The sequence below is a fragment of the Streptomyces sp. NPDC006208 genome, assembly GCF_040613775.1.
Lineage (GTDB): Bacteria > Actinomycetota > Actinomycetes > Streptomycetales > Streptomycetaceae > Streptomyces.
In genome coordinates this window covers 150,461-164,375 of record NZ_JBEXSW010000007.1, presented here as the reverse complement: position 1 = coordinate 164,375, position 13,915 = coordinate 150,461, and the positions used below count along the sequence as shown (strand labels likewise).

The following is a 13,915-nucleotide window of genomic DNA, read 5'->3' as shown; positions in this document are numbered from 1 at the left end:
CGGATTCCGTTACCCGAGCGTTCAGCAGGAGGACGTCGATGGAGCGCGCCGCACGCGCCTTCTGGCTCCGCTCCCCCGGCCAGGGCGAGATACGGGATGTCTCCCTGCCCGAGCCGGGCGGCGACGACGTCGTGGTGCGCACGCTGTGTTCCGGGGTGAGCCGTGGCACGGAGAGCCTCGTCTTCCGCGGCGGTGTGCCCCGAAGCCAGCACACCGCGATGCGGGCGCCGTTCCAGGACGGCGAGTTCCCCGGGCCCGTCAAGTACGGCTACCTCAATGTCGGCCTCGTCGAGGAAGGGCCGCACCACCTCGTCGGACGCACGGTCTTCTGCCTCTATCCGCACCAGAGCCGGTACGTCGTCCCGGCGAGTGCCGTGACCCCCGTACCGGACACCGTGCCCGCCGGGCGCGCGGTGCTGGCCGGGACCGTGGAGACCGCGGTGAACGCCCTGTGGGACGCCGCACCGATGGTCGGCGACCGGATCGCTGTCGTGGGAGCCGGCATGATCGGCTGCTCCGTGGCCGCTCTTGCCGCCCGGTACCCCGGCGTCCGCGTCCAGCTGATCGATTCCGACCCTGCCCGGGCCGCCGTGGCCGAGGCGCTGGGCGTCGACTTCGCCCTCCCCGAAGACGCACTGGACGCGTGCGACCTCGCTGTCCACGCCAGCGCCACCGAGGCCGGACTGGCTCGCTCACTGGAGCTCCTCGCCCCTGAGGGAACGGTGCTGGAGCTGAGCTGGTACGGCGACCGCCGGATCAGCGTGCCGCTGGGAGAGGCCTTCCACTCCGGCCGGCTGGTCCTGCGCGGCAGCCAGGTCGGCCGGGTGTCCGAGGCGCGGCGCTCCCGCCGGACCTTCGCAGACCGGCTCGCGCTCTCGCTCGAGCTGCTCGCCGACCCCGCTTTCGACGCACTGGTCACGGGAGAGTGCGCGTTCGAGGAGTTGCCGTCGGTCATGTCCCGGATCGCCGCCGGCAACCTTCCCGGACTGTGCCACCGCGTCGTGTACGACACGGCCGCACCGCCGGCTTCGGCCTGAATCTCCGGTCCGGATCTCCGAACGACCTGGGCGTTTGAACACGCAGTACGCTCCGGCCGTACTGAAAGGCAGGGGCCGTCAGCGGCCGCATGCTTCCGACCGGGAGGTCACAGCCGTTGTTCAGTGTCACCGTCCGCGAGCACCTCATGATCGCTCACAGCTTCCGCGGAGAGGTCTTCGGACCCGCACAGCGTCTGCACGGAGCGACGTTCCTTGTGGACGCCACCTTCCGGCGTCCCGAGTTGGATGCCGACAACATCGTCGTCGACATCGGCCTGGCCACCAGTGAACTGGGGTCAGTGGTGGGTGAGTTCAACTACCGCAATCTCGACGACGAGGCCCAGTTCGAGGGCATCAACACCTCCACGGAGTTCCTGGCCAAGGTGATCGCCGACCGGCTGGCCGACCGGGTGGAGGCCGGCGCGCTGGGCGAGGGCGCCCGCGGTCTGACCGGCATCACGGTCACCCTGCACGAGTCGCACATCGCGTGGGCGAGTTACGAGCGGTCTCTGTGAACCTCGCAGCCGCCGCCCTGCCCGAGCGCTCGGTGCGGGTCGTGATGCCCGGGGGCGTCGACGATCCGGCGGCGCCGAGCGGCGGCAACACCTACGACCGCCGGGTGTGCCGGGACCTGCCCCAGGTCGGCTGGCAGGTCCACGAGCACCTCGTCGCCGGCGACTGGCCTCGGCCCGGGGCCACCGCGCGTGCGGAACTGGCCCGGATCCTGCGGGAGTCGGCGGACGGCACCGTCGTCCTCCTCGACGGACTCGTCGCCTGCGGCGTCCCCGACGTCATCGTTCCCGAGGCCGAGCGGCTGCGTCTGGCGGTGCTGGTGCATCTGCCGCTGGGCGACGAGACGGGACTCGCCCCGGACACGGCGGCGGCTCTGGACGCCGCGGAGCGCAGGACGCTGCGGGCCGTGGCAGCGGTCGTGGCGACCAGTGACTGGGCGGCCGACCGGCTCGTGGTGCACCACGAGCTCGAGGCCGGCCGGGTCCATGTCGCCGCCCCCGGAGCCGACATAGCTCCGCTGGCTGCCGGCACGGCATCCGGCACCGACAGCGCGCCACGCCTGCTGTGCGTCGCCTCGGTGACTCCGCGCAAGGGGCAGCTCGAGTTGGTGGAGGCCCTCGGAGCCGTCGCCGGCCTGCCGTGGAGCTGCACCTTCGTCGGCGGACTCACCCACGACGCCGGCTACGTCGCCCGGCTCAGGAAACTGATCGGTCGGTACGGCCTCGACGAGAGGGTGCACCTCGTCGGCCCCCGGACCGGCGCCGGGCTGAACGCGAGCTACGCCGCCGCCGACCTTCTGGTGCTCGCCTCCCGTGCCGAGACGTACGGCATGGCCGTGACCGAGGCGCTCGCGCGGGGCGTTCCCGTACTGGCGACGGCCGTCGGCGGAGTCCCGGAAGCGGTCGGGCACGCGCCCGGCGGCGGCGTGCCGGGCGCCCTCGTACCGCCGGCGGATCCGGCGGCACTCACTGCGGCGTTGCGCCACTGGCTCAGCGAGCCCGGCGAGCGCCATCGTTCGAAGGTGGCCGCGCGAGGCCGGCGCACGGCGCTGGCGGGCTGGGAGACGACCTCGCGAAGCCTTGCCAAGGCGCTTGAGCAGCTCCGGCTGGAGCCTCGGAGGAGCATATGAACGCGACCGACCGACCTCGTTACGCGCCGGAGTGGCTGGCACTGCGGGAGGGCGCCGACGCCGCCGCCCGCGCACCCGAACTCCTCGGCCCGCTGCGGCAGCACCTGGAGAACGCCGAGCGAGGGGCTGCGGGACTGGTGGTACGCGACCTCGGCTGCGGCACCGGTTCCATGGGGCGCTGGCTCGCCCCCCGGCTGAACGGTCCACAGCACTGGATCCTGCACGACCACGACCCGGAGCTGCTCGAACTGGCCGCCGCGCAGATGCCCCGTACCGCCGCCGACGGCAGCCCCGTCACGGTCACGACGGAACCCGGTGACATCGCGCGCCTGACCGCCGAACGCCTCGCCGGCACCTCGCTGGTGACGGCCTCCGCACTGCTGGACCTGCTCACCCGCGACGAACTGGACGCGCTCGCCGCGGCCTGCGCCGGGGCCCGCTGCCCGGCCCTGCTGGCGCTGTCCGTGGTGGGGCGGGTCGACCTCACCCCGGCCGACCCGCTGGACGCCGCGATCACCGACGCGTTCAACGCCCATCAGCGCCGCGTCGATGACGGCCGCCGGCTCCTCGGGCCCGACGCCGTGGCGGCGGCCTCCGTGGCCTTCGCACACCACGGTCTGACCGTACGGGCGCAGCCCAGCCAGTGGCAGCTCGGTCCTGCCTCCCGGCTCCCGGCGGCCTCCGCGCACCCGGGCGCCGGCTCCGACGGGTCCGCGCTGGCGGCGGAGTGGCTGCGGGGCTGGGTGAGCGCCGCCTGTGAGCAGCAGCCGGATCTCGCGCCGCGTGCCGACACGTATCTGCAGAGCCGCCTGGCAGCGTGCGAGGCAGGTGAGTTGCGGGTGGTGGTGCATCACAGCGATGTGCTGGCCGTGCCCAGGCCGACCGGTGGTACCTCGTGATCCCGCAGGCGCTCCGGGCCCGGCTGGGCATGCTCGTGGGAGCGGCCGTCCTGGCGGCGATGCTGTGGTGGCAGGGCACCGGCGCCTTCCTCGACGGCCTGCGGGGGATCGACGGCCCCACCCTCCTGGCCGCTCTGGGCCTGGGCCTGTTCACCACCGTGCTCAGCGCGTGGCGCTGGCGCCTGGTGGCCCGCGGTCTGCGCATCGAGCTGCCGCTGGGCCGGGCCGTCGCCGACTACTACCGCGCCCTGTTCCTGAACGCGGCGCTGCCCGGCGGCGTCCTCGGCGATGTGCACCGCGCGGTACGGCACGGGCAGAGCTCCGGTGACGTCGGCCGGGGCGTCCGCGCGGTCGTCCTCGAACGGGTCGCGGGCCAAGTGGTCCTGGTCGCCGTCGGCGTGGCGCTCCTGGTCACGCAGCCTTCCCCGGCCCTGGCGGAAGCCGGGCGCACCGCCCGCCGCTACGCCACGTCGCCGGGCGCCGTGGCGGTCCTCGCCGTCGTGTGCGCTCTTGTGACGGTCGCCGCCGTCCGGCGCCGCCGGAAGCCGGACACCTCACATCGCGGGAAGCCGGACACATCGCGCTGGCGCCGCACGGTGCGCGCCACGTTCGCCGAGGTGCGGCTCGGGCTGCTCGCCCGCGCCAGCTGGCCGGGCGTGCTGCTCTCGTCCCTCGCGGTACTGGCGGGGTATCTCGGCATGTTCCTGCTCGCGGCCCGAGCAGCCGGATCAACGGCGCCGGCCGCCGAGTTGCTGCCCTTGATGGTCCTGGCCCTGCTCGCCATGGCACTGCCGCTCAACGTCGGCGGCTGGGGGCCCAGGGAAGGAGTCACCGCCTGGGCCTTCGGAGCCGCGGGGATGGGCGCGGGCCAGGGGCTGACCGTTGCCGTGGTGTACGGACTACTCTCCTTCGCCGCGAGCCTGCCCGGTGTCGGCGTGCTCGTCCTCCACTGGTTCGCCGGGATGCGGCGTCGGCAGGTCGAGTTCGAAGAGGGTGTCCTCGCCGAGGGCCGCGCGCCGCACCGGCGGCCGGAGCGCGTCCCGCATCAGCTCAGGACCGGGGAAGCGGAGCCCCGGGACGCCGTCGCCGATCAGGACCGGCGCCACGGTGACGTAGAGCCGGTGCAGCGCGCCCTCGTGGAGAAAGCGCGACACGGTCACGCCACCGCCCTCGACGAGGACGCGGCCCAGGCCGCGTCGCGCGAGCTCCCGCACCAGGCGCCCGGGGGTGAACGCAGCGCTGTCGGGCAGGGTCAGCACATCGACGCCCTTGAGGTCCGCAGCGGCCTGTTCGCACTCACGGCCGGCGCCCACCACCCACAGGGTCGGGGCGGCTCCGTCGCTGAACACCTGGCTGTGCAGCGGTACTCGGCCGTGCGGATCGAGGACGACGCGCACCGGGTGGGCCCCCGCGCAGGCGCGGACCGTCAGCCGGGGGTCGTCCGCGACGGCGGTACCGGCCCCGACGACCACCGCGTCGGCGAGCGCGCGCAGCCGGTGCAGATGCTCGCGGTCCTCCTCGCCGGTGACGTAGTCGGCATCGCCGGTCCGGGTCGCGATGAAACCGTCCAGGCTCTGCCCCAGCTGCGCGAAGGTGAAGCGCGGTCCGGCCAGACACAGCGACAGATAGCGGTCGGCGAGGACATCCGCCTCGGGCGAAGCGTTTCGCCACCGGCGCCGGCCGTCCGCGCCCGGGAACAGCCCGGCGGCTTCGGCGTCCACCTCGGTCCGGATGCCGAGCAGCAGCTCCCAGGCCCCCGACGCGTCGAGCGTGCCGCCCCGGTGGGCGGCGGTGGGGCCGGTCACCGGGACTCCTCCGGAGTCAGGAGGGAGATGTACGCGGCGAAGCATTCGACGAGACCTGCCAGCAATTCCTTACCCTTCTCGGCCGACGCCAGTGACGGACGGCCGACCACACCGGACTCCGTGTAGGCCCGCAGCCCGAGAGTGAGCATATGTTCCCGGTCATCGGCGAGAAAATCAGAGGTCTCATAACCGGGCCGGACCAATTCAGGATGGTCGTGCAGCAGGATGGACGTCTCGACTTCGCCCGCGTGCATATCGCTGGCCGACGGCGTACGCACACCGGCCCGTTCCCGCGCTGCATTCCAGTCGGCCGGTCCGGGAAAGAGCGCCATGCGAGTGCCGGTTCCGGCGGACTCCTGAACCACGTTGCGCAGTACGTAGTTTCCGCCGTGACCGTTGATCAGTACCAGGTTGTCGATACCCGACCGGCGGAGGGATTCGGCTATGTCCTGCACCACCGAATGGAGGGTCGCGGCAGAAATACTGACGGTCCCCGGCCAGGCGGCGTGTTCGTGCGAGCAGGAGATGGTCAGCGGCGGCAGGCAGTGCACCGAGTAGGCGGAGGCGACCTCCCGGGCTATGGCGCAGGCAATGACCGTGTCGGTCATCAGCGGGAGAAACGGGCCATGTTGTTCGAAACTGCCGATGGGGAGGACGGCGACATCGGCCTGACCGGCCCTCACATCGTCGGTCGTCGTGTCCAGCGGCAGCAGACCAAGCACCGGCGGTCGCACATGCGGGCCACTCATGTTCCCGACCCTTTCTCTCTTCGTTCCACGAGATACGGCCGCCGGGCGGCCAGATCGTCGAAATTGTCGAATACCTCGTACCAGCAGGCCAGTTGACCCGCTCGTCGATTTCGAACCCAAACCGAAGGCTACCCGATAGGATCTTGCCATGATAGAACCCGATGACGCATACCGCGACAATGTTCGTGCTGCGGGCGTCCAGCGCGTGGCACATGTCCGGCTTTCCACCGAGCACGGTGTTTTTCTCGCGGTCGGCTATCTGGACCGCGTTCGCGGGGACGAGCAAATAGCGTTGGTATACGGGGACATCGAGGGAGAAGGAGCCCTTACGCGCGTTCATTCGGAGTGCCTGACCGGAGACGCCTTCGGGTCCAGGCACTGCGAATGCGGGGACCAGCTGTCCGCGTCCTTGCGTGCCATCGTCGACGAGGGGCGCGGCGTCCTGCTCTACCTCAAGGGTCACGAGGGGCGGGGAATCGGCCTGTTGGCGAAACTGCAGGCGATGCAGCTGCAGGCGGAGGGGATGGACACCGTCGAGGCCAACCTCGCGCTCGGACTCCCGGCCGACGCCCGCGACTTCCGCGTGGCGGCGGACATGCTCCACGACCTGGGTGTGCGCTCCGTACGGCTGTTGTCGAACAACCCGCGCAAGCGTGAGTCCCTCCTCCAGCACGGCATCAAGGTGAGCGAGCAGGTTCCGCTGCTGACGCAGCCGCGCGAGGAGAACATCTTCTATCTGCGGACCAAGCGGGAGCGGTTCGGCCACCTCCTTCCCCACCTGGACCGCACGGCCGACCGGTCCTGAGCCCGGGGACGGGGATGGGCGTGCGCCACGGCTCCGCCCGTCTCCCCGGTCCGGGTCCCGGGCAGGACACCGGCGCAGCCGCATGGCCGACCCGGCGGTAGCGTGCACCTGGAGGTCGTTCGGGAGCGTGTCCGGGGGACCGTGGGAACCGCCGGTGCCGAGGGCCGCGCTCGTTCAGCGGTAAGGCCGCAGCGTGTGGCCGGTGCCGGGCTGCTGCTGACCGCCGCAGCCCTCCTCGGACGCTGGGACACCGTCGGTGCCGGCCGTCCGTGCGTGCTGTGTCATGCGTCGTCTGCATCGACCGTCCGACGTACACCGCGCTTGCCCTCGTGCCGGCCGCGGGCGCGGTCCCGGTCATCGGCGGACGCCTCGTCCCGCGCGGGAAGCCGGGAAGCACGGTCCTGCCCGGCGCCTGCCTGATGGCGGTGGTCGCCCTGCCCGGGCCGGCGGACACAGTGGACGCCCGCGAGAAGCCGAAGCGGCGAAGAACGCGGCCCAGCGGCGCGCCGGCCCCGCAGCCCGCCGGGGGCAGAAGCGGATGCGGAACCGCAGCCGCCCGCCCCGGGGCGCCTGTGACCATGTGCCTCGGCTCCACGCCTCCGCACCGGGCCGGCTCTCCTGGTGAAACAGCGCCGAAGCCGCCCGCTCGGCTCGCTAGCTCGACCGCTTCGCACTACACCTGAAGAGAGGTCCCTGGAGGGACCGCCCGGGAGCTTCGCGGCGCGGGTCTGCCGACGGAGGTGGTTTTCGGTGGCACAAGGCGGTTCCGCGGTGCCGGCGGGTGATGCGGAGGCAGCACTGCTCGATGCCCTCTTCACCCAGTCGCCCGTAGGCCTGCACGTGCTCGACACCGACCTCCGGGTGGTACGGATCAACACCGCCACTCAGGGCATGCAAGGCGTGCACGCGGAGGCGCTGATCGGGCGCCACTTCGCCGATGCCTACGGTGTCGCCGAACCGGAGGAGACCGAAGCCCTCCTCCGCGGGGTGTTGGCCACCGGCATCCCTGTACGGGAGCGCATCGTGCGGGCCCGCCACCCCATCACTCAGGTGGAGCACTACTACGCGGTCTCCGTGTTCCGGCTGCAGGACTCTCGCGAGACCATTCTCGGTGTCGCGCTGGCGGTGGTCGATGTCACCGAACGGGAGAAGGCGCGTGCCCGTGTGCGTGTGCTCGGAGCGGTGCGCGAGCGGGTGGGCCGGACGCTCGATGTGGTGGTGGCGTCCGAAGAGCTCGTGAGGGCCCTCGTCCCCGAGTTCGCCGATGTCGCGATCGTGGAAGTGGTGGACGCCGTGGTACGGGGCGACGACCCGCCGCTGTCCCCCCTCCCCCGGGGCACACCGCTGCGCCGCGCCGGATTCCGCAGCGCGGACCCTCACCTGCCCCAGACACACCCGGTCGGGGACGTCCGCAGCCTCCCCGACCCCACCCCGTTCACGCAGGCCCTGTCCGACCTGCGCCCCCGTGTGCTCGCCGTGCACCCCGGCCTGCCCTGGCTGGCGGCCGACCCGGATCGCGCCAAGGTGATCCGGGCGTCCGGCGCCCAGTCGCTCCTCATCGCCCCGCTGACCCTGCGCGGCACCGTACTGGGCCTGATCAGCCTCTACCGCACCCGGCAGACCGAGCCGTACGACGACGACGATCTCGACTTCGCGCTGCAACTGGCCGAGCACACAGCGCTGTGCATCGACAACGCGCGCCGCTACACCCGGGAGCACACCGTCGCCTCGACGGTGCAACGCCAGCTGCTTCCCCGTCGCCCCGCCGCACACACCGCCCTGGAAACCGCGTACGTCTCCACGCCCTCCGACGGGGCAGGCGCGTGGTACGACACCATTTCCCTGTCCAGCGCCCGCACCGCGCTGGTCGTCGGGGAGGTCGCGGGCCAGGGGATCCATACCACCGCAGCCATGGGGCAGCTGCGCACCGTGATCCGCTCGCTCGCCGGTTTCGACCTCGAGTCCGACGAACTTCTCGCGCGCCTGAACGACACCGCGGCGCAGCTCGCGGCCGAACGCGCGTCCCTGCCGCCCGGCGACCCCCTGCACCGCGAGGCGCTGACCGCCAGTTGCGTGTACGCCGTCTACGACCCGCTGACCCGCACCTGCACGGTCGCCAGCGCCGGCCACCTGGCGCCCGTCGTCGTGCATCCCGACGGCAGCACCGTGATCCCCGATGTGCCGACCGGGCCGACGCTGGGCAATGTCGGGGGAACTCCGTTCGCCACGACCCAGTTCGAGATCCCGGACGGCAGCGTCCTGGCCTTCTCCAGCTCCCCGGTCCTCACCCAGTACCTGGCCGGCCGCTCCGGACTTCTCCACGGCGCGTCGGCAGGCGACGGCCGTCCCCTTCAGGACGTGTGCGACGACATCCTCTACTCGCTGCCGAACGGCATCGGCGTGCATGCCACCGCGCTCCTGCTCGCCCGCACCCACCCGTTCCCCGCCGACCGCGTCGCCTCATGGCCCCTCGACGCCGACCCCGCAGCCGTCGCCGTCGCCCGGCACCATGTCTGCGCCCAGCTCACTGCCTGGGACGTGGACGACGAGACGGCCTTCAACACCGAACTCATGGTCAGCGAACTGGTCACCAACGCCATCCGGTACGGGAGCCCTCCGCTGGAACTCCGCCTGATCAATGACCGGGGGCTGACCTGCGAGGTCCGTGACACCAGCCCGGCCATGCCGCGCCTGCGCCATGCCCGCACGGTCGACGAGGGTGGGCGCGGCCTGTTCATCGTCGCCCAGCTCGCCCATGCGTGGGGAACGCGATACACGGCAGAGGGCAAGACCATCTGGGCCGAACAGGTACTCCCGGCGTTGTCCGGCGCAGCTGTGCGCAGCGCCTGATCCCGTCCGCCGCGATTTCTTGTGCGCGGCGGGCCGATGCGGTCGCCGCGGGTGCACTCTGGCAGTAGAGGCCCGGCCCCTCCATGGGTCCGCGGCCCGAGCCTGCTCCGTACCGCGCTGCCCGGACGGGCGGCGGGGCAGCCCCAGGCAGGTTACGCTCCGTACGCGAACACGTACCGAAGGTGAGGGAATGTCATGAGCGAGTACGCCGAGTACACCACCCCCTCGCAGGCCGAGGGCGAAGATCCCGAGTCGACCGAGGAAGTGCACCCCGACACCATGAGGACCACTCCGTCCCAGGCCGAGGGTGAGCGCGTGGCGGACGACGAAGCCTGAGACCACGGCGCTGTCCGTCAGGCCCTGTGCGCACACCCCGGGGCAGTGGACATCCCGGGACCCCGGGGCGTCAGAAGGACGACTCGCGCACGCTCCACCGGTCCACCGGGACCGTCGTCGCCGTGATTTCCGAGCGGTGACTGTCGGCGCTGAAGGTCACCGTCAGCGTTTGCGCGTCGGTCTGCGCCGTGCTGACCGTGAAGCCGGAGTTCGGGATGGCCGACACCAGACACACCGCGTCACTTCCGTAGCGCACCGTGACCTTTCCGCCTGTCGAGGGGACGGTGTGCACGCCGGAGCCGCCCTCGTCGCAGCCCTGGCCAGGTTTCGGGCCGGATGCCGGCTGGGCGGGCGGAGTCGGCCGGGGTGCGGGAGGTGGGGCCGAGGTGCGGGGGTTCGCCGGCTTCGGCGTCGGCTTCGCAGTGGTCGTGCGCTTCGGCGAGCGGCTCGGGGAGGGCCTGGGGTTCGGGGAGCGGCCGGCAGTCACCGAGGGGGACGAGGACAGGAACACCGTCGGCGCCGACTGCCCGACCGTCGGCGTCGGTCTGGTCGAACCCACCACGAAATGGACCGAGACCATCACGGCCGTGACGCTGGTCGTCGTACACGACAGCCATATGAGCAAGTAGCGCAGGAGGCGGGGCACGACACCATAGTGGCGGACCGGCTAACGTGCCTGCCCATGGCCTCCGTCCTCGTCGTCGAAGACGACCCCGTGATCCGAGGCGCGCTGATAGAGATACTCACCGCGCACGGCTACGGGGTGCGTACCGCTTCCCAGGGTTTCGAGGCACTGCGCGAAATCACCCAGTGCCCGCCCGATGTCGTCGTGCTCGACCTCGGGCTGCCCGATCTCGACGGACTCGACGTGCTGCGGATGATCCGGGGCATCTCACGGGTGCCGGTGCTGGTCGCCACGGCACGCGACGACGACACGGAGATCATCAAGCTGCTCAACGCCGGTGCGGACGACTACATGGTCAAGCCGTTCTCGGGCGGTCAGCTCGACGCCCGGCTCCAGGCGGTGCTGCGACGGGCGGGCCCGGCGGACGAGCGGGCCCGGCAGCCGGTGGTGCACGTGGGCGACCTGCGCATCGATCCGCTGGCCCGTACCGCCCAGCTCGCCGGGCGCGAGCTGACCCTCACCCGGCGGGAGTTCGACCTGCTCGCCTATCTCGCGGCCAACGCCGATCAGGTCGTCTCACGGCGGCGCATACTCGCCGACGTGTGGCAGCAGCCGTACCTGGAGGACCAGACGGTCGACGTCCATCTGTCGGCGCTGCGCCGCAAGCTCGGCGAACGGGCGGCGCGGCCCCGCTATCTGCACACCGTGCGGGGCATCGGGATCAAACTGGTCTCCTCGGCATGAGACGTGCACTCGCGGGGATCGCCCTCGCCGTGACGACGATGGTCGCGCTGTCCTTTCTCATTCCGCTCGCCCTGCTCGTGCGCGACCAGGCCCGCGACCGGGCCACCACCGCCGCCGTGCAGCGCGCCGCGGCCCTCTCGCCGGTCCTCGCGCTCACCACCCGGCCGGCCGATGTGCAGCAGGCGGTGTCGGGCCTCGACTCGCCCGATCAGCTGGCCGTACGGCTGCCGGACGGCCGGCTGATCGGCTCGCTGCACGCGCCGTCCGACGCGCTGCAGCGCGCGGTGCGCAAGCGGGAGACGCTGGCCATGGACACGGCCGGGGGCTGGGTCTACCTCCAGCCCGTCGTCCTCGCCCAGGACCGGGTCGCGGTCGTCGAGGCGTACGTGCCCGGCTCAGACCTGACCCGCGGGGTGTGGGTCTCCTGGGGCGTCATGTCGCTGCTGGCGCTGGGGCTGGTGGGCGGTTCGGTGCTGGTCGCCGACCGGCTGGGGGCCCGGGTCGTGCGGTCCTCCCGCAGCCTGTCGCGGGCGTCTCTGGCACTGGGCACGGGGGACCTCGAGGTACGGGTGGAGCCGGCCGGCCCGCCGGAACTGAAAGAGGCGGGCGCCGCGTTCAACACGATGGCCGACCGGGTGGTGCAACTGCTCGCGATCGAACGGGAGATGGTGGCCGACCTCTCCCACCGGCTGCGGACCCCGCTGACCGCGCTGCACCTGGAGGCGGAGCTCATGGGCACCTCGCCCGGTGCACGGCGGATCAACGACGCCGTGGTGCAGCTGGAGACCGAGCTGGACTCGATCATCACCGCCGCCCGGACCCCGCTGGCCGCGGGCCCGGCCGCCGGCGCCGCCGGGACGGGGTCCTGCGAGGTGGCGGAGGTGGTGGCGCTGCGGCTGGACTTCTGGTCGGTGCTCGCCGCCCAGCAGGAGCGGCCGTACGAACGGTCCTTCACGCCGAGGCCGACGCCGGTGCGGTTCCCGGAGGACGAGCTGGCCGCCGTCATCGACGCCCTGATAGGCAACGTCTTCCGGCACACCCCGCAGGGCACGGCCTTCGCCGTACGGGTGGAGCGCACCGACCGGCATGTGCTGCTGACGGTGGACGACGCGGGCCCGGGGATCGCCGACCCCGACAGCGCGCCCACCCGCAGGTCGGGCGTGGTCGGCTCCACCGGGCTCGGCCTGGACATCGTGGCGCGGGCCGCCCGTACCGCCGACGGAGACCTGGAGATCGGCCGCGCGCCCATGGGAGGCGCACGGGTAAGGGTCGCGCTCGCGCTGACCGAGTCCCGTTGACCCGGTCCCGCCGACGCAGCCCCGCGGGCGGAGTTCTGTGGACGGCGTCGGGGCGGAAGCGGGCCGTCCGGTGTAGCTTCCTGGCATGGACACGTCTGACAGAGCCTGCGTGGGCCCCCGCATCACCCTGCCCCGCGCACGATGGCTGCTTCTGGCGCTCTGCCTCCTTCTGGCCTGCACCCCGCTGACGGCCGCCGCCGCGGACAACTCCGGCTCGCACACAGCCCGGACGGCCGCGCAGGCGCGCTGGGGCGACAAGCGGCTCGACGAGGTGACCATGCTGGCCACCCACAACTCGTTCACCAACTACGAGGACGCGCGGTGGTCGTCGGTCAGCCAGGCCGAGTCGGTGCGAGGCCAGCTCGACCGCGGCGTACGCGGCCTGCTGCTGGACACGCACTGGTACGAGCGCAGCACCTGGCTGTGCGTCATCAGCTTCGGCAGCGACTGCTATCCGAGTGACGTGTATCTGTGCCACGGCGGATGCAAGACCTTCGCCGGGATCACCTACGCCCTGCCGCGCCAGTCGTTCCACCAGGCGATGCAGACGGTCGTGGACTTCCTGAACGCCCATCCGCAAGAAGTGGTGACGATCTTCCTCGAGGACTACACGAGCGCCGGACAGCTCGGGCAGTCACTGAACAAGGTCCGCGGTCTGCAGGAACTGCTCTTCCGGCCCGACCTCACGGGCGTCCGCGAGCACGGCTGGCCGAAGGTTGCCGACATGGTGACGGCGAACAAACGACTGCTGCTCTTCTCCGGCGGCTCAGGCCGGGAGAGCTTCGGCGTGATGAACGAACGGGACTGGACGGTGTCGAACTACTGGAGCCTCGGCGACCTCGGCAACGACGTGGCCTGCACCAGCAGATGGGGCGACATCCCCCTCGACCGGAAGGAACCGGGCTTCAACAGGCTGTTCGTGATGAGCCACTTCCGCAATGTGCCGACGATCCTGACCGCGGCGGCGGACAACGGCGCCAAGCTGCGCGACCGGATCGCCCAGCAGTGCCGGCCGGCGGCGGGCGGACGGAATCCGAACGTCGTGGCCGTCGACTTCCACCAGCGGTCCGACGGCAGCGGTCACACCCCGCGCTCCATCGTCGAGGAGCTCAACTCCCGCTGAAC

General features: G+C 71.8%; 14 protein-coding genes and 1 pseudogene. 12 read left to right on the top strand and 3 right to left on the bottom strand.

What is annotated here, in order from left to right:
- Positions 1–38 precede the first annotated feature (38 nt).
- From ABZ208_RS07675 to ABZ208_RS07655, 5 genes and pseudogenes are all read left to right on the top strand, one after another.
- Complete coding sequence (locus tag ABZ208_RS07675) at positions 39–1,037, top strand: zinc-binding alcohol dehydrogenase (protein ID WP_356908625.1); 999 nt, start codon at positions 39–41, stop codon at positions 1,035–1,037.
- A gap of 116 nt (positions 1,038–1,153) precedes the next feature.
- Positions 1,154–1,552 (top strand): 6-carboxytetrahydropterin synthase, encoded by a 399-nt coding sequence (locus ABZ208_RS07670; RefSeq protein WP_356908624.1) that lies wholly within the window; start codon positions 1,154–1,156, stop codon positions 1,550–1,552.
- 44 nt (positions 1,553–1,596) lie between these two features.
- Complete coding sequence (locus tag ABZ208_RS07665; RefSeq protein ID WP_356908690.1) at positions 1,597–2,679, top strand: glycosyltransferase family 4 protein; 1,083 nt, start codon at positions 1,597–1,599, stop codon at positions 2,677–2,679.
- On the top strand, positions 2,676–3,578 hold the full coding sequence (locus tag ABZ208_RS07660) for a class I SAM-dependent methyltransferase (protein ID WP_356908623.1): 903 nt from the start codon (positions 2,676–2,678) through the stop codon (positions 3,576–3,578). The genes ABZ208_RS07665 and ABZ208_RS07660 overlap by 4 nt, the downstream gene beginning before the upstream one ends.
- A 29-nt stretch (positions 3,579–3,607) precedes the next feature.
- Positions 3,608–4,546, top strand: a pseudogene (locus ABZ208_RS07655) (lysylphosphatidylglycerol synthase transmembrane domain-containing protein); the annotation flags it as partial.
- Here the strand turns inward: ABZ208_RS07655 and ABZ208_RS07650 are convergent.
- Entirely contained in the window at positions 4,478–5,428 is a 951-nt protein-coding gene (locus ABZ208_RS07650) for a RibD family protein (protein ID WP_356908689.1), read from the bottom strand. The pseudogene ABZ208_RS07655 and the gene ABZ208_RS07650 sit on opposite strands and share 69 nt — an antisense overlap.
- The gene (locus ABZ208_RS07645) at positions 5,380–6,132 is read right to left on the bottom strand and encodes a creatininase family protein (RefSeq protein WP_356908622.1); all 753 of its coding nucleotides are present in this window, start codon (positions 6,130–6,132) and stop codon (positions 5,380–5,382) included. Before ABZ208_RS07645 ends, ABZ208_RS07650 begins: the two co-directional genes overlap by 49 nt.
- 148 nt (positions 6,133–6,280) lie before the next feature.
- Between ABZ208_RS07645 and ribA the strand changes: the two genes are divergently transcribed.
- The 3 genes from ribA (at position 6,281) to ABZ208_RS07630 (ending at position 10,123) form a co-directional block, all read left to right on the top strand.
- Positions 6,281–6,937 (top strand): GTP cyclohydrolase II, encoded by a 657-nt coding sequence (gene ribA, locus ABZ208_RS07640; protein ID WP_356908621.1) that lies wholly within the window; start codon positions 6,281–6,283, stop codon positions 6,935–6,937.
- A gap of 750 nt (positions 6,938–7,687) precedes the next feature.
- Entirely contained in the window at positions 7,688–9,787 is a 2,100-nt protein-coding gene (locus tag ABZ208_RS07635) for a SpoIIE family protein phosphatase (protein ID WP_356908620.1), read from the top strand.
- Between the two features lie 195 nt (positions 9,788–9,982).
- Entirely contained in the window at positions 9,983–10,123 is a 141-nt protein-coding gene (locus ABZ208_RS07630) for a hypothetical protein (RefSeq protein WP_328398568.1), read from the top strand.
- A 70-nt stretch (positions 10,124–10,193) separates the two neighbouring features.
- Here ABZ208_RS07630 and ABZ208_RS07625 read toward each other — a convergent pair whose 3' ends face one another.
- Complete coding sequence (locus ABZ208_RS07625; protein ID WP_356908619.1) at positions 10,194–10,415, bottom strand: hypothetical protein; 222 nt, start codon at positions 10,413–10,415, stop codon at positions 10,194–10,196.
- A 94-nt stretch (positions 10,416–10,509) separates the two neighbouring features.
- Between ABZ208_RS07625 and ABZ208_RS07620 the strand changes: the two genes are divergently transcribed.
- The 4 genes from ABZ208_RS07620 (at position 10,510) to ABZ208_RS07605 (ending at position 13,913) form a co-directional block, all read left to right on the top strand.
- Positions 10,510–10,752, top strand: coding sequence for a hypothetical protein (locus tag ABZ208_RS07620; RefSeq protein ID WP_356908618.1), 243 nt, complete (start codon positions 10,510–10,512; stop codon positions 10,750–10,752).
- Positions 10,753–10,805: 53 nt separating this feature from the next.
- Complete coding sequence (locus ABZ208_RS07615; protein ID WP_356908617.1) at positions 10,806–11,492, top strand: response regulator transcription factor; 687 nt, start codon at positions 10,806–10,808, stop codon at positions 11,490–11,492.
- Entirely contained in the window at positions 11,489–12,790 is a 1,302-nt protein-coding gene (locus tag ABZ208_RS07610; protein WP_356908616.1) for a HAMP domain-containing sensor histidine kinase, read from the top strand. The genes ABZ208_RS07615 and ABZ208_RS07610 overlap by 4 nt, the downstream gene beginning before the upstream one ends.
- Before the next feature lie 85 nt (positions 12,791–12,875).
- The gene (locus tag ABZ208_RS07605) at positions 12,876–13,913 is read left to right on the top strand and encodes a PI-PLC domain-containing protein (RefSeq protein ID WP_356908615.1); all 1,038 of its coding nucleotides are present in this window, start codon (positions 12,876–12,878) and stop codon (positions 13,911–13,913) included.
- Positions 13,914–13,915: the final 2 nt, after the last annotated feature.

Excerpts from the sequence above, each read along its gene's own strand:
- ABZ208_RS07675 (WP_356908625.1), top strand. The coding sequence starts at position 39 with ATGGAGCGCGCCGCACGCGCCTTCTGGCTCCGCTCCCCCGGCCAGGGC.
- ABZ208_RS07665 (WP_356908690.1), top strand. The coding sequence starts at position 1,597 with ATGCCCGGGGGCGTCGACGATCCGGCGGCGCCGAGCGGCGGCAACACC.
- ABZ208_RS07660 (WP_356908623.1), top strand. The coding sequence starts at position 2,676 with ATGAACGCGACCGACCGACCTCGTTACGCGCCGGAGTGGCTGGCACTG.
- ABZ208_RS07650 (WP_356908689.1), bottom strand. The coding sequence starts at position 5,428 with ATGCTTCGCCGCGTACATCTCCCTCCTGACTCCGGAGGAGTCCCGGTG.
- ABZ208_RS07645 (WP_356908622.1), bottom strand. The coding sequence starts at position 6,132 with ATGAGTGGCCCGCATGTGCGACCGCCGGTGCTTGGTCTGCTGCCGCTG.
- ribA (WP_356908621.1), top strand. The coding sequence starts at position 6,281 with ATGATAGAACCCGATGACGCATACCGCGACAATGTTCGTGCTGCGGGC.
- ABZ208_RS07630 (WP_328398568.1), top strand. The coding sequence starts at position 9,983 with ATGAGCGAGTACGCCGAGTACACCACCCCCTCGCAGGCCGAGGGCGAA.
- ABZ208_RS07615 (WP_356908617.1), top strand. The coding sequence starts at position 10,806 with ATGGCCTCCGTCCTCGTCGTCGAAGACGACCCCGTGATCCGAGGCGCG.
- ABZ208_RS07610 (WP_356908616.1), top strand. The coding sequence starts at position 11,489 with ATGAGACGTGCACTCGCGGGGATCGCCCTCGCCGTGACGACGATGGTC.
- ABZ208_RS07605 (WP_356908615.1), top strand. The coding sequence starts at position 12,876 with ATGGACACGTCTGACAGAGCCTGCGTGGGCCCCCGCATCACCCTGCCC.